This is a genomic window from Caballeronia sp. AZ10_KS36 (genome assembly GCF_023631105.1).
GTDB lineage: Bacteria > Pseudomonadota > Gammaproteobacteria > Burkholderiales > Burkholderiaceae > Caballeronia.
The window spans coordinates 622,148-636,555 of the sequence record NZ_JALQDQ010000018.1 but is presented as its reverse complement, the minus strand read 5'-3'; the positions used below and the strand labels follow the sequence as shown (position 1 = coordinate 636,555).

Sequence of the window (14,408 nt, the reverse complement as noted above, 5' to 3'; positions counted from 1 at the left end):
AGTTCGCGCCGTGCTCGCAGCGCGTGACGAACGAAAAAAGCGCATGCCTCTTTCGATGCATGCGCTTCTTTGAGCAACCGCAGGCTGGCTGCGAATCCTCGGCGGAATAGCTCCGACGAACTCAGTGCGTCACGCGCGTCACGCCGCCGCTCGACAGCAGCCGAACGCGCTCGCCGGCTTGAAACACTTCGCCATTCGACGTCTGGGTGATGGCGCGCAAGTCGCCGTTGTCCAGACGCACGGTGATTTCCAGCCCGTTCTTCGTCGCGACGCTGTTCTCGACCGCGTTGCCCGCGACCGCGCCGGCCAGACCGCCGATGATGCCCGCGATGATCGACCCGTTGCCGCCGCCGATTGCGCTGCCCGCCGCGACGCCGCCGAGCGCGCCGCCGCCGATGGCGCCGAGGCCGGTCGGCTGGCCGTTGTTCGAGCTGATCTTCACGCCGCGCACGCTCTCGACGGTCGCCATGCGCACCGTTTCCTCGCGCTGCGCCTGCGACGCCGTGTAGACGTCGGGCGAACTGCTGTTGTAGGCGCAGCCCGTCAGCGCGACTGAGCCGATGAGCGATGCTGCCAGCACCACGCGACTTACCGTTTTCATTCCTTCACTCCCTTCATCCACTCGATCACGACAGGCTGCTTCCGAATGCCTGCTTGAAACGCTCTTCGATTTCGGCGCGCGTCGGCGCATAAGTTTGCGGGCCCTGATGCTCGATCTTCAACGCACCCATCAGACTCGCGAGACGCCCCGTCTTTTCCCAGCCAAGCTTGTTCTCGATGCCGTACAACAGGCCGCCGCGAAATGCGTCGCCACAGCCGGTCGGGTCCACCACTTGCCGCGCCTTCACGGCCGGCACGTCCATCACGCCGTCTTCATGATAGATCTGCGCGCCGTGTTCGCCACGCGTGACGACCAGCGCCTCGACGCGGCTCTTGATGTCTTCGATCGACCAGCCGGTCTTGTTGCTCAACAACTTGGCTTCGTAATCGTTGACCGTCACGTATGTGGCAAGTTCAATCATGCGACAAAGCTCTACACCTTCAAGAATGGGCAAACCCTGACCCGGATCGAAGATGAACGGCACGCCCGCAGCCGCGAACTGCTTCGCGTGCTCGCGCATGCCGTCCGCGCCGTCCGGCGCCACGATGCCGAGCGTAATGCCCTGCGCCTCGTCCGCGCGGTTCAGGTGCGATTCCATCATCGCGCCGGGGTGGAAGGCCGTGATCTGATTGTTCGCGAGGTCGGTCGTGATGAAGCATTGCGCCGAGTGCTGGCCGGGCAGCACGCGCACGTATTCCTTCGACAATCCGAGCGCGTCGAGCCGGTCGATGTAGAGCTGCGCGTCCGCTTCGCCGAGCGTCGCCATGATCTTCGCATCGCCGCCGAGCAGCTTCAGCGCATACGCGATGTTGCCCGCGCAGCCGCCGAAGTTGCGCCGCATCGTCGGCACCAGGAAGCTGATGTTCAGCATGTGCACCTGGTCCGGCAGGATGTGGTCGCCGAAGCGGCCCTGGAAGGTCATGATGTTGTCGTAGGCGAGCGAGCCGCAGATAAGCGTAGCCAAGGCGAACGTCCTTATTGGTTAGGCGCGAGGAAAGGTTGGCGCATACGGCGCGCGGCGGTGTGGCATCGGTCGAACCGAAAGACCGCCGCGCCCCGTATGCGGACCGCCGCAGCGGTCCGTCGATGCACTTTACTTCAGCGCGGCGAGCGCCGAATCGTAGTTCGGCTCGTTCTTGATTTCCGGCACGAGCTCGGCGTGCAGCACCTTGTCGTTCTCGTCCAGCACGACGACCGCGCGCGCGGTCAGCCCTTTGAGCGGACCGCTCGTCACGTCGACGCCGTAGGACTGCGCGAACTCGTGACCGCGGAACGTCGATGCCGTCACCACGTTGGCGAGACCTTCCGTCGTGCAGAAGCGCTTGGCCGCGAACGGCAGGTCGCCCGAGACGACGAGCACCACCGTGTTGTCCAGCTTGCCGGCCGCTTCGTTGAACTTGCGCGTCGACGTCGCGCACGTGGGCGTGTCGAGGCTCGGCACGATGTTCAGCACCTTGCGCTTGCCCGCGAAGCTCGCGAGCGTGATATCGCCGAGATCCGCGCCGACGAGCGTGAACGCGGGCGCTTGCTGTCCTTCGCTCGGGAACGTGCCGCTGACTTCGATCGGGTTGCCGCCGAGGGTAACTTGACTCATGTTGCGCTCCAGAGGATGTGTCAGATGCTGACGGGAACTGTGCGACCGGCTCTTGCTGCCGGGTCGCGTCTTGAAAAGCCGGGCGCTCGCGCCGCTATCCGGTCACGGATAGAAGACCTGCACCCGGTAATTCGCGGCGATGGCATCGCCCGTATCGAGCCGGACGACGACCGGTTGCGCGCTTTGCGGCGGAAGGCCGATGGCGAATATCGTACCCGGTCGCGCGTAATCCTGCGGCCATAGCACGCGGCGAATGGCGACGTCGCTCTTGTCGTCGAGCAGCGTGAGTTCGAGCGCCGGATAGGCGAGGGCGACGTCCGAGCGGTTGCGCAGCATGAGCTTCAGTTCGAGCTTGTGCGGGCCGTCCACCTGACGCAAGCCGGAGCTCTCGATCTGCAAACCGGAGATGTAGCGCGGCGGCGAAATCGTGCAGCCGATCTGGTCGCAGATACTGACGTAGAACGCGTGCGAGCCGGGGACATTCACCATGATCGCTTCGCGTTGCCACCACGCGAACTGGACCAGGAGCAGCAGCGCGAGCAAGACTGCAATGACGATACCGAGCGCACGCAAGCCCTTGCGCGCAGGCTTGGCCGGTTGCGTCGTCTCCATACGCGGTTCTCGCGAGACCGGAAACGCTTCGTTGGCGCTCGGCGGGTGGGCGGTGCCGAGACCGGACGGCCGCGCGCCGAAGCCGGGTTCGTCCTCGTCCCATGCAGAAGCCGGAGCCGGGGCCGGGGTCGGGGCAGCGGCGGGGCGCGCGCGCGGCGGTTCTGGCCGCCTTTGCGCCGGACCGATGAAAGGCTCCGCGCGGTCGTCGAGCGGATCGACGAAGCGCGAGGGCGCCGGCGCGGGTTCCGGGCGCCTCGGCGCTTCGCTTCTGGCGGGCGACGCGGATGCGTCGTCGTTGAGCGGCGCGCCGGACACGGCGACCGGCTTCACCCGGCCGAGCGGAACCGGCTCGACGACAGGTTCGGCGTCGGGTTCGTTCGCGGCGTCCTTGCGCGGGACGTTGCGGGGCACATTGCGTTCGGGAGGCGGCGGCATCGACGCGCTCGCGAACGCCGGCGCATTTGCATGCACGGTCGGATCGTTGTCTTCTTTCGCCGCAGGCGAGAAGGGCTTCGCGGCCGGCTTGTTGCCGAGATCGAGCTGACGCGGCACTGCCAGCGTGGGCGGCACGCTCGTGGCTTCCTTCTTCGACGACGAGAACGTCGACGGCCCGACCGCAACTTCATCGTCGATCAGCGCGGCGTGCTGCGCTTCCTCGGCTTCGGCCGACTCGTCCGGCAACTCGAACCGGTGATGCGCGGCGTCGAAAATTTCCTGGCAATGGCCGCAACGCACCCGCCCGTCATGCGGCGCGAGCAGATGCGGATCGAGCTTGAATACGGTTTCGCAGTGTGGGCAGCGGGTAGCCAGCGCCATAGGAAGTGCCAGTGGAAAGTGCCAGCGGCCTCACGGCCGAAACGGTGACGATGGCGCTATTCTAAAGGCTTTCGCGCCGCGTTCCGGCGAGGCACACCCAGCCTTCGTGCTCGCGCCAGACGCCGATGTCGATCCACTTCGCATAGACCGCCGCGACCTCGTCGGCCTGGCGCGCGAGGATGCCCGACAGCGCGATGCGCCCGCCCGGCTTCACCTTCGCGGCGAGCATCGAGGCCATGAGCTTCAGCGGATTCGAGAGGATATTGGCGACCACGATGTCGAACTCGCCGGCGGGGCAGTCGTCGGGCAGGCCGTAGGTGACGTCCGCGTGATTGCGCTCGCTGTTCTGGCGCGCGGACTCGACCGCTTGCGGGTCGATGTCGATGCCATAGACCGGATTCGCGCCGCACTTCTTCGCGAGAATGGCGAGGATGCCGGAGCCGCAGCCGTAGTCGAGCAACGACTGCCCCGGTTTCACCGATTGCTCCAGCCATTCCATGCACAAACGCGTGGTCGGATGGCTGCCCGTGCCGAACGCGAGGCCAGGATCGAGTTCGAGCACGAGGGCGTCGGGATCGGGCGCGTCGTGCCACGACGGCACGACCCAGATGCGCTCGCCGATGGCGATCGGATCGAACTGCGCCTGCGTCAGACGCACCCAGTCCTGCTCCTCGACTTCGCGCACCGAGAACGCTGGCGTCGCTTTCAGGCCGATGTCGTTGGACGCCGCAGCCAGCAGCACGGCCGGGTCCGCGTCCTGGCCGAGCAGCGCGACCACGCGCGAACGCTTCCACGCGCTGCGCTCGGGCGTGAGCCCGGGCTCGCCGAAGAGCGGCTGCTCGTCGGGCGTGTCGGCGTCGGCGTCCTCGACGGACACCGAGAGCGCGCCCATGTCCAGCAGCGCATCCGACAGCGCCTCCGCGTGCTCGCGGTCCAGCTCGGCGATCAGTTCCCGGTAACTCATGCTCGTGTCTCTGCCAATGCGCTTTACGACTCTTCGGCCACCGCCGCCTGACGCGCGGCGAGCTTGTTTTCGAGGTAATGGATGCTCGTGCCGCCTTCGACGAACTTGGCGTCGATCATCAGTTCGCGGTGCAGCGGAATGTTGGTCGAAATGCCTTCCACGACCATTTCCGACAGCGCGATGCGCATGCGATTGATCGCCTGTTCGCGCGTCGCGCCGTACGAGATCAGCTTGCCGATCATCGAATCGTAGTTCGGCGGGACGAAATAGCCGTTGTACGCGTGCGAATCGACGCGAATGCCCGGGCCGCCCGCCGCGTGCCACGACGTGATGCGTCCCGGCGACGGCGTGAACTTGAACGGATCTTCCGCGTTGATGCGGCATTCGATCGCGTGGCCGCGGAACTGAATGTCCTTCTGGCGCAGCGTGAGCTTTTCGCCGGCGGCAATGCGAATCTGTTCCTGCACGATATCGACGCCCGTGATCAGCTCCGTCACCGGATGCTCCACCTGCACGCGTGTGTTCATCTCGATGAAGTAGAACTCGTTGTTCTCGTACAGGAATTCGAACGTGCCCGCGCCGAGATAGCCCATCTTCTTGCACGCTTCGGCGCAACGATCGCCGATGCGGTCGATCAGACGCCGCGCGATGCCCGGCGCCGGCGCTTCTTCGACCACCTTCTGGTGGCGGCGCTGCATGGAGCAGTCGCGCTCGCCGAGCCACAGCGCATTGCGGAACGAATCCGACAGCACCTGAATCTCGATATGCCGCGGGTTCTCCAGGAACTTCTCCATGTAGACCTGCGGGTTGCCGAACGCACGGCCCGCTTCTTCGCGCGTCATGTTCACCGCGTTCACGAGCGCCGCTTCGGTATGGACCACGCGCATGCCGCGCCCGCCGCCGCCGCCCGCCGCCTTGATGATGACGGGATAGCCGACCGCGCGCGCGATCTTCACGATCTCCTTCGGATCTTCCGGCAACGCGCCTTCCGAACCCGGCACGCACGGCACGCCGGTCTTGATCATGGTCTGCTTGGCCGTGACCTTGTCGCCCATCAGGCGAATGGTTTCCGGACGCGGGCCGATGAACGTGAAACCCGATTGCTCGACGCGCTCGGCGAAATCCGCGTTCTCGGAAAGAAAGCCGTAGCCGGGATGGATGGCTTCGGCGTCGGTGACTTCGGCCGCGCTGATGAGCGCGGGCATGTTCAGATACGACAGATTCGACGGCGCCGGTCCAATGCAGACGGCTTCGTCGGCGAGCTTGACGTACTTCGCTTCCTTGTCGGCTTCTGAATAGACGACGACTGTCTTGACGCCCAGTTCGCGGCAGGCGCGCTGGATGCGAAGCGCGATTTCGCCGCGGTTCGCAATGAGGATTTTTTCAAACATGGCAGTGGGTCGGCTCATCAACGGGCACGCGCGAGCGGCCCTCGGGATTCGAATCGGCGGCGCGCGCGTCCAGATGCTTCCGGATGGCGCGCGCCGGCGCGGTGAAGCCGGGCAGACCGGAGCGAGGCGTCCGGCGCACGGCCCGACGCGCTTAGTCGCCGATCACGAAGAGCGGCTGGCCGTACTCGACCGCCTGACCGTTCTCGACAAGAATTTCCTTCACGACGCCGGACTTGTCCGATTCGATCTCGTTCAGCAACTTCATGGCTTCGATGATGCACAGCGTCTGGCCTTCCTTGACCGTATCGCCGACCTGCACGAAAGGATCGGCGCCCGGCGACGGCGCGCGGTAGAACGAGCCGACCATCGGCGAGGTCACGACGTGGCCCTGCGGCGCGGCGGCGCTCGCGGCGGCGCCAGCGCTCGCGCCGGCATCGCCCGATGCGGATGCGCTCGGCGCGGCTTGCGCCTGCACTTGCGGCGCGTACTGCTGCGGCGCCTGCATATAGACGGGCGCCGCGTTCTTGACGATGCGAACCTTGCCTTCGCCCTCCGTCACTTCCAGCTCCGAGATGCCGGATTCCGAGACGAGGTCGATCAGCGTTTTCAGTTTACGAAGGTCCATCGAAAAATCCCCTTTCAATACTTGGAGACCGGGACTGCCCGGTGCTTGACTTGATTTGTGGGTGTGTTCTGAGCGTCAGCCGCGTGCCGGCGCGGCCATCATCCGGTGCGCGCGGGCGTGCGGCGCAGCGCGCCCGCGGCGAAACTGGCGGCGTAGCGACCTGTCGTATGGCGCGCGGTGGCTCGGCCAGCGCCGCTTTCGCGGGCGGCGGAACGGGCGGCTGCGTGGCCTTGCTGCACCGGCGGAATAGTCATGGTCGCTTCGGGTTGTGCGGAATTCGGCGCACTTTAGCGCCGTTTAGAGAATTTTGTCTAGTTTTACAGTGCGACTGACGGTGCTCGTTCGCGCGTGCGGCCCGACATTATCGCAGCGAAACAGACAAGTTACAGCAAACCGCCGCCAACTTGCTGTTTAATCCTGCGATCGTCAGCCGAACCCGCAGCGAATTTTTACAGCGCGTCGAGGGTGTGACGCAGTTCGCCTTCGTTGACTTCTCCGAGCTTGGTCGAGCGAACCGTGCCCTTGCTGTCGATGACCACGGTGAACGGCAGCCCGCCCGCGTTATTGCCGAAGCTACGCGCAAGGTCCGCGCCACCGAAGCCCGTGACGTAGACCGGATAATCGACCGGGACTTTCTTCAAGAAGTCGTTGACGTTCTTTTCGCTGTCCACGCCGAGCCCGATGAACGTGATGCCTTTCTTCTGATACTCGCGCTGCAAGGCCGAGAGCGTCGGCATTTCCTTGACGCACGGTCCGCACCAGGACGCCCAGAAATTCACGACGACCGGCTTGCCCTTGTACGCCGCGAGCGGTTGCGACGTCCCGGACGCGGCGGGCGGCGTGGTCTTCCAAAGCTGATCGACGGCGTTGCCGTTCGGCTGCGTCGCGGCTTCGGTGTCGTTGCCGGTAAACAGATGACCTGCGTAGAAGCCGCCGACCGTCGCGGCGATGGCGACCGCCAGGGCCGCGAAGATACGTGTGCTTTTCATGGAGCTGAGATTGGAAGCGTCTCGCCGTTTCACTCGCCGATGTAAAGCGGCGGGCGATCCGGATCGTCGGATTGATCGAGCAGCGCGCGCACGGCGGCGGCGTTCGCGCGGGCGAGCCGGCCGCGTCCGTCGGCGCGCACCGCGCCGCGCAGATCCACGGTGTTGTAGAGCGCGATGTGAACCCCGATCGGCTCCTCGCCGCGCAGGCGATGCAGAAAGCTCAACGTCTCCACATAACCGCGCCCCGCGAAGTGCCGTGTCTCCGAGACGTCGTATTGAATATTGGCGTTGAGCAGGTAGATTGCGACTTCCTTCGGGTTGTCGCAGAAGCATTGCAGATGGATATCCGAATGCTCGCCGGCCGTGCCGTTGAGCACCGCGCCGGTCAGATACGGATCGTAAGGCTTCAGGCGCTCCATCCATTCGAGCGCGGTTTCGCGCATGCGGCGCAGCACGGCGGGCTGGCTGTCGCTCTGGAAAATCGCCTGATATTCGCGGATTTCCTCTTCGATCTGATCGTTGTCGGGCAAAAACTCGCCGCCGATCTTGCTTTCGCCCACCACGAGCCGCGCGGCCTTGCGCTTGGCGGTGGAGTAGTCGAGACCGTCTTCGGCGATCATTCTCGCGGCCGCGATCGCGATTTCCTCGCGCACGCGCTGCGGATCGATATGTGATTTGCGAACCATGGGGGCATCATACTAGATAACGTCTGAGCGCCCGGCGGGGGCGGCGGCCGTGGCAGCCTTGGCCTCAGGGCGGCGGGCGCGCTCGGTTACAATATGCGCCTCCGGGCGCACTCCCGCACGGCTTTTATCCGTGGTGCGCCGTTCCAGTTTTCCGCACTCCATCGCCCGCGCGGCGCGACACGCTTTATGCACATCCACATCCTCGGCATCTGCGGCACCTTCATGGGCGGTCTCGCCGTCCTGGCGCGCGAGGCCGGACACAAGGTCACCGGCTGCGACGCCGGCGTCTATCCGCCGATGAGCACCCAGCTCGAAGCACAAGGCATCGAACTGATCGAGGGCTTCGGGGCCGAGCAGATCGAACTCGCGCCGGATCTCTTCGTTGTCGGCAATGTGGTGTCGCGCGGCAATCCGCTGATGGAAGCCATTCTCGATCGCGGCCTGCCGTACACGTCCGGCCCGCAATGGCTCGGCGAGCATGTGCTCGCGGGCAAATGGGTCCTGGCGGTCGCGGGCACGCACGGCAAGACCACGACCAGTTCCATGCTCGCGTGGCTGCTGGAAGACGCCGGCATGAATCCGGGCTTTCTGATCGGCGGCGTGCCGCTCAATTTCGGCATTTCCGCGCGCCTGACCGATTCGAGTTTCTTCGTGATCGAAGCCGACGAGTACGACACCGCGTTCTTCGACAAGCGGTCGAAGTTCGTTCACTACCGCCCGCGCACGGCGGTGCTCAACAACCTCGAATTCGATCACGCCGATATCTTCCCGGATCTCGCGGCTATCGAAACGCAATTTCATCACCTCGTGCGCACGGTGCCGGGCGTAGGCCGCATCGTCGCGAACGGGCGCGAGGCGGCGCTCGAACGCGTGCTGTCGCGCGGATGCTGGTCGGGCGTCGAGCGCTTCGGCGTGGACGGCGGCTGGCAGGCGCTGCCTGCCGAGGACGGCGCGACCGTCGACGAACAATTCGCCGTCTACTGGCAAGGCGAGCGGCAGGGCGTGGTCGACTGGCAAGTGCAGGGCGAGCACAATCGCATGAACGCGCTCGCGGCCATCGCGGCGGCGCGCTCGGTCGGCGTGCCGGCGGCGCAGGCGGCGACGTCGCTCGCGAGCTTTCGCAACGTGAAGCGGCGCATGGAAGTGAAGGGCAGTGTCGACGGCGTGACTGTCTACGACGACTTCGCGCACCATCCGACCGCCATCGAAACCACGGTGGCGGGATTGCGCACGCGCATCGGCGATTCGGGTCACGCGCGCATTCTCGCCGTGCTCGAACCGCGCTCGAACACGATGAAGCTCGGCACCATGAAGGCGCAATTGCCCGCGAGCCTCGCCGGCGCGGACATCGTGTTCGGCTACGGCGCGCGCGAAGGCCGCGACAAGCTCGGCTGGAATCTGGCCGAGGCGCTGTCCCCGCTCGGCGACAAAGCGCACGCCTTCGACGAAATCGAACCGCTCGTGAAGGCGGTCGCCGCCGCCGCGCGCCCCGGCGACCACGTGCTCGTCATGAGCAACGGCGGTTTCGGCGGCGTGCATCAGAAACTGCTGGACGCGCTTTCCGCGCGTCTCTCCGGCACCACGACACGAGGCCCCGCGTGATCCTCTACCTGCACGGCTTTCGCTCGTCTCCCCAATCGTTCAAGGCGCGCGCCATGCGCGCGCGCCTCGCGGAACTCGGCCGGTTGAGCGAATGGCAGTGCCCGGTGTTGCCCGTTTCTCCGTGCGACGCCATCGCGCTGGCGGAAACCATCGCGAGCACGGCGGCGTCGGACGAAGTCACCGTCGTCGGCAGTTCGCTCGGCGGCTATTACGCGACCTATCTCGCCGAAAAGCACGGCTGGCGCGCGGTGTTGCTGAATCCCGCCGTCGTGCCGCAGTCGGATCTGAGCGCGTACTTGGGCGAACAGCCGTTGTGGCACGGCGGCGGCAGCATCACCGTATTGCCGCGCCATCTGGACGAACTGCGCGCGCTCGCCGTCGATGCCATCACGCGGCCCGAGCGATACTTTCTGATTGCCGCGACCGGCGACGAAGTGATCGACTACCGCACGATGCTCGCGCGCTATCCCGGCGTGCGCACCACGTTGATTCAGGGCAGCAACCACGCGATCAGCGACTTCGCGGACTATCTCGGCGACGTGCTCGCGTTCTGCGATCAGTCGCCGCGCGCGGCCGTCGCGCCCGCGGCGGCATGACGCCTCATTCATCCACCGGCGCATGCCGCGTCCGGTCCACCGTCTTACGAGAGTATTGAGTGAACGTTTTCTTCGAGGAATCGGGTAGTTTCAAGGCCGGCTCGGTCTTGTCGAAACAAGGCGACGCGTTCCAGGTCGAGTTGCCGGGCGGACGCCGCGCGAAGGTGCGCGCGAAAGACGTGCTGATCGAGTTCGAAAAGCCCGCCGCCGCGGATCTGATGCAGGAAGCCGACGCCATCGCGCAGGACATCGACCTCGATTTCCTGTGGGAATGCGCGCCCGAGGAAGAGTTTCCGTTCACCGCGCTCGGCGCGGACTACTTCGGCGACAAGTTCGGTCCGAGCGAGCGCGCCGCGCTGGTGCTGCGCATGCACGGCGCGCCGGTCTACTTCCGTCGCAAGGGGCGCGGGCAGTATCAGCGCGCGCCGCAGGAGCAGTTGCAAATGGCGCTCGCGTCGCTGGAACGCAAGCGCCAGCAGGCGCTCGTGCAGGCGAGCTACGAAGAAGAACTGAAGGCGGGCAAGCTGCCCGAGGCGCTGAAGGACAAAGCCATCGGCCTTCTGACGAAGCCGGACAAGAATTCCATCGAATACAAGGCGCTCGAAGCGGCGGCGGCCGCGCGCGGCATTTCGCAGGCGCGGCTCATGCTCGAATGCGGCGGCATTGCGTCCGCGCGTCAATTGCACGAAGCGCGTTTCCTCGCCGAGTACTTCCCGCACGGCGTCGGCTTTCCTTCGGTGCAGCCCGCGCCGCTGCCCGAGGACCTGCCCGAAGCGGACGTCGAAGCGTTCTCCATCGATGACGTGACGACCACCGAAATCGATGATGCGTTCTCCGTGCAGCATCTGGCGGACGGGCGCGTGCGCATCGGCGTGCATATCGCGGCGCCGGCGCTCGGCATCGCGCGGGGCGACACCATCGATTCGATCGCGCGCAGCCGTCTTTCGACGGTCTACATGCCCGGCGACAAGATCACGATGCTGCCGGACAACGTCGTCGATGTGTTCACGCTCGGCGAGGGCGGACTGCGGCCGGCGCTGTCGCTGTACATCATCGTGAATCGCGAGACGCAGGACATCGTCGCGACCGAAACGCGCGCCGAGCGCGTGTTCATCAAGTCGAATCTGCGCCACAACCATCTCGACGAGCACGTGACCGAGGAAAGCCTCGCCGCCGGCACGGGCAATTATCCGCACAAGGAAGACATCGCCGTGTTGTGGCCGCTCGCGCAGGCGCTCTTCGAAAAGCGCCAGCAAGCGCGGGCGACGTACGGCCTCAAGCGCGAAGTGCAGCGCAACAACGACTTCAATTTCTACGTCGAAGGCGAGCACATCACCATCACGCCGCGCCGCCGCGGATCGCCGCTCGACCTGATCGTGGCGGAACTCGCGATTCTCGCGAATTCGTCGTGGGGCGCGTTTCTCAACGATCACGGCGTGCCGGGCATTTACCGCTCGCAGCGCGGCTTCGGCGGTCCTGGCCCCAAGCGCACGCGCATGCAGACGACGCCCGCGCCGCACGAAGGTTTGGGCGTCGCGCAATATGCGTGGAGCACGTCGCCGCTGCGCCGTTACGTCGATCTGGTCAATCAGTGGCAACTGCTCGCGTGCGTGCAGCACGGCGTGACCGCGAAGCTCGCCGCGCCGTTCAAGCCGAAGGACGCGGACCTGTTCGCCGTGGTGCAGGGCTTCGACGATACGTACACCGCTTACGCGGATCACCAGCGTCGCATGGAGTACTTCTGGTGTCTGCGCTGGCTGAAGCAGGAGAACAAGCGGCAGGTTCCGGCGTCGGTGGTGAAGGACGATCTCGTGCGCTTCGAGGAAATCCCGCTGATCCTCCACGTGCCGGGCTTGGGCGTGCATGCGCGCGGCACGCGGGTCATGCTCGAAGTGGTGTCGATCGACGAACTGACCGTCGAGGCGTCGTGCCGTCTGCTGCACGTGATCGACGCGCCGTCCGCGGCCGCGCCCGTCGAAGAAGACGAAGCCGAGGAAGAAATCATCGAAGCCGACGACCTCAGCGCCGAAAGCGAAGCCGAAGCGCAGGCAGAGGCATCGGTGGAAGCATCGCCGCAGCCACAGGAGCCGAACGCATGAACGCGCCGCAGCCGCGCGACCGGTACGCGGTGATCGGCAATCCGGTCGAGCACAGCAAGTCGCCGTGGATTCACGCGCGCTTTGCCGAGCAGACCGGCGAAGCGGTCGAATACGGGCGCATTCTCGGGCCGCTCGGCGGCTTCGAGCAGGCAGTCGAAGCGTTCATTGCGTCGGGCGGACGCGGCATGAACGTGACCGTGCCGTTCAAGCTCGACGCGCACGCGTTCGCCGATTCGCTATCGCCGCGCGCGGCGGCAGCCGGCGCGGTCAACACGCTGTCGTTCACCGAAGACGGCGTGCGCGGCGACAACACCGACGGCGTCGGCCTCGTGCGTGACATCGAAGCGAATCTCGGCGTGAGTTTCGAAGGCGCGCGCGTGCTGCTGCTCGGCGCCGGCGGCGCGGCGCGCGGCGTCGTCTTGCCGATCTTCGACCGACGGCCGGCGTCGCTCGTCATCGTCAATCGCACGGCGGCGAAGGCGCAGCAACTCGTCGATCAGTTCGAGCAGGCCGCGCGGGACGCGAACGTGAGCCTGTCGGGCGGAGGCGCCCACAGCATCGAAAAGACGCGCTACGACGTGATCGTGAACGCGACGGCCGGCAGCCTCGACGCCGCGCTGCCCGAATGCGACGACGCGGCTTTCGGCGCGGGCACGCTCGCCTACGACATGATGTACGGCCCGAAGCCGACGGTCTTCATGCAGCACGCGGAGCGTCTCGGCGCGCGCGCGGCCGATGGTCTCGGCATGCTGGTCGAACAGGCCGCCGAATCGTTCTTCATCTGGCGCGGCGTGCGCCCGGACGGCGGCGCGGTGCTGCGCGAACTGCGTCGGACACTGGCGGCAAAAGCCTGATGACCACCGCGCCCGGCCACAGCCGCACGTCGCCGAGCGACCGGCCCACGCGTCGCGCGGTGCGGCTCGGTCCCGCGCGATGGATCGCCTACGGTGTCTCCGTGTTCTTCATCGCGATTCTCGCGACGCAGCTCTACTTCTTCCTTCAGATCGGCGTGTGGACGGTGACGAATCCCGGTTCGACCGCCTTCATGCGCGCCGATGCGTGGACGCTCGCGAAGACGCATCCCGGCATCGCGCTGCAACGCACGTGGGTGCCGTACGACCAGATCTCGCGCAATTTGAAGCGCGCGATCATCGCGTCCGAAGATGCGAACTTCGTCAATAACAACGGCTACGAAACAGACGCCATCTTGCAGGCGTGGGAGAAGAACAAGTCGCGCGGAAAGATCGTCGCGGGTGGCTCGACCATTTCCCAGCAACTCGCGCGCAATCTGTTTCTGTCGCGCGAGAAGAGCTATATCCGCAAGGCGCAGGAACTGGTGATTACGTGGATGCTCGAATTCTGGTGGACCAAGGAACGCATCTTCGAGGTCTATCTGAATTCGGTCGAATGGGGCAACGGCGTCTACGGCGCGGAAGCGGCGGCGCGCTATTACTACAAGACGTCGGCGGCCAAGTTGACGGCGGGACAGAGCGCGCGCCTCGCCGTGATGCTGCCGCGCCCGAAATACTTCGACGACCATCGCAATTCGACGTATCTGACGATGCGAGCGCGCGTCATCGCCCGGCGAATGGGCGCCGCCGAACTGCCGGAATAGAATTTAGCTCGCGTCGCTAAACTCGATAAAGCCCTGATCCGTCAGGGCTTTTTTGTTGGCGTGTCGCTTTCAGTTGTCAGCTAGACTCCCATTATGTGAACAGCGCGGTCACATATTGAAGATTCGAGATAGCCGGAACTACAATCCGTCCAAGCCTTCGACGACACCGCCAGAAGGCACCGCGCAGGCCAGGACGCCTCGCGCCAACAAGAACAAAA

15 protein-coding genes are annotated in these 14,408 nt (G+C 65.5%); 5 read left to right on the top strand and 10 right to left on the bottom strand.

Annotation, left to right across the window (positions count from 1 at the left end):
- Window positions 1–121: 121 nt before the first annotated feature.
- The 10 genes from NCR35_RS13130 to NCR35_RS13085 form a co-directional block, all read right to left on the bottom strand.
- Window positions 122–601, bottom strand: coding sequence for an outer membrane lipoprotein (locus NCR35_RS13130; RefSeq protein WP_250534674.1), 480 nt, complete (start codon window positions 599–601; stop codon window positions 122–124).
- 25 nt (window positions 602–626) lie between these two features.
- Window positions 627–1,565 carry a carbohydrate kinase family protein gene (locus NCR35_RS13125; RefSeq protein WP_248320524.1) on the bottom strand — a complete coding sequence of 313 codons (939 nt, stop codon included), beginning with the start codon at window positions 1,563–1,565 and terminating at the stop codon, window positions 627–629.
- Window positions 1,566–1,694: 129 nt separating this feature from the next.
- Window positions 1,695–2,195, bottom strand: coding sequence for a thiol peroxidase (tpx, locus tag NCR35_RS13120; RefSeq protein ID WP_248320523.1), 501 nt, complete (start codon window positions 2,193–2,195; stop codon window positions 1,695–1,697).
- A 102-nt stretch (window positions 2,196–2,297) separates the two neighbouring features.
- Window positions 2,298–3,623 carry a DUF3426 domain-containing protein gene (locus tag NCR35_RS13115; RefSeq protein ID WP_250534673.1) on the bottom strand — a complete coding sequence of 442 codons (1,326 nt, stop codon included), beginning with the start codon at window positions 3,621–3,623 and terminating at the stop codon, window positions 2,298–2,300.
- Window positions 3,624–3,684: 61 nt separating this feature from the next.
- Window positions 3,685–4,587 (bottom strand): 50S ribosomal protein L11 methyltransferase, encoded by a 903-nt coding sequence (gene prmA, locus NCR35_RS13110; RefSeq protein ID WP_250473066.1) that lies wholly within the window; start codon window positions 4,585–4,587, stop codon window positions 3,685–3,687.
- A 23-nt stretch (window positions 4,588–4,610) separates the two neighbouring features.
- The gene (gene accC, locus NCR35_RS13105) at window positions 4,611–5,978 is read right to left on the bottom strand and encodes an acetyl-CoA carboxylase biotin carboxylase subunit (RefSeq protein WP_250473065.1); all 1,368 of its coding nucleotides are present in this window, start codon (window positions 5,976–5,978) and stop codon (window positions 4,611–4,613) included.
- A gap of 151 nt (window positions 5,979–6,129) precedes the next feature.
- Window positions 6,130–6,603 carry an acetyl-CoA carboxylase biotin carboxyl carrier protein gene (accB, locus tag NCR35_RS13100; RefSeq protein ID WP_175945107.1) on the bottom strand — a complete coding sequence of 158 codons (474 nt, stop codon included), beginning with the start codon at window positions 6,601–6,603 and terminating at the stop codon, window positions 6,130–6,132.
- A 98-nt stretch (window positions 6,604–6,701) separates the two neighbouring features.
- Entirely contained in the window at window positions 6,702–6,857 is a 156-nt protein-coding gene (locus tag NCR35_RS13095) for a hypothetical protein (RefSeq protein WP_250534672.1), read from the bottom strand.
- A 195-nt stretch (window positions 6,858–7,052) separates the two neighbouring features.
- A complete protein-coding gene (locus NCR35_RS13090; protein WP_250534671.1) occupies window positions 7,053–7,592 on the bottom strand; it encodes a TlpA family protein disulfide reductase in 540 nt (179 codons plus the stop codon).
- Between the two features lie 29 nt (window positions 7,593–7,621).
- Window positions 7,622–8,278 (bottom strand): UDP-N-acetylmuramate--alanine ligase, encoded by a 657-nt coding sequence (locus tag NCR35_RS13085; RefSeq protein ID WP_244847249.1) that lies wholly within the window; start codon window positions 8,276–8,278, stop codon window positions 7,622–7,624.
- 186 nt (window positions 8,279–8,464) lie between these two features.
- Between NCR35_RS13085 and mpl the strand changes: the two genes are divergently transcribed.
- Genes mpl through mtgA form a run of 5 tightly spaced genes read left to right on the top strand, consistent with a single transcriptional unit; the run spans window position 8,465 to window position 14,190 of the window.
- The gene (gene mpl / locus NCR35_RS13080) at window positions 8,465–9,880 is read left to right on the top strand and encodes a UDP-N-acetylmuramate:L-alanyl-gamma-D-glutamyl-meso-diaminopimelate ligase (RefSeq protein ID WP_250534670.1); all 1,416 of its coding nucleotides are present in this window, start codon (window positions 8,465–8,467) and stop codon (window positions 9,878–9,880) included.
- Entirely contained in the window at window positions 9,877–10,476 is a 600-nt protein-coding gene (locus NCR35_RS13075) for a YqiA/YcfP family alpha/beta fold hydrolase (RefSeq protein ID WP_250534669.1), read from the top strand. Before mpl ends, NCR35_RS13075 begins: the two co-directional genes overlap by 4 nt.
- A 59-nt stretch (window positions 10,477–10,535) precedes the next feature.
- A complete protein-coding gene (locus NCR35_RS13070) occupies window positions 10,536–12,575 on the top strand; it encodes a ribonuclease catalytic domain-containing protein (RefSeq protein ID WP_250534668.1) in 2,040 nt (679 codons plus the stop codon).
- On the top strand, window positions 12,572–13,429 hold the full coding sequence (aroE, locus tag NCR35_RS13065; protein ID WP_250534667.1) for a shikimate dehydrogenase: 858 nt from the start codon (window positions 12,572–12,574) through the stop codon (window positions 13,427–13,429). The genes NCR35_RS13070 and aroE overlap by 4 nt, the downstream gene beginning before the upstream one ends.
- Entirely contained in the window at window positions 13,429–14,190 is a 762-nt protein-coding gene (gene mtgA / locus NCR35_RS13060; protein ID WP_250534666.1) for a monofunctional biosynthetic peptidoglycan transglycosylase, read from the top strand. Before aroE ends, mtgA begins: the two co-directional genes overlap by 1 nt.
- Window positions 14,191–14,408: the final 218 nt, after the last annotated feature.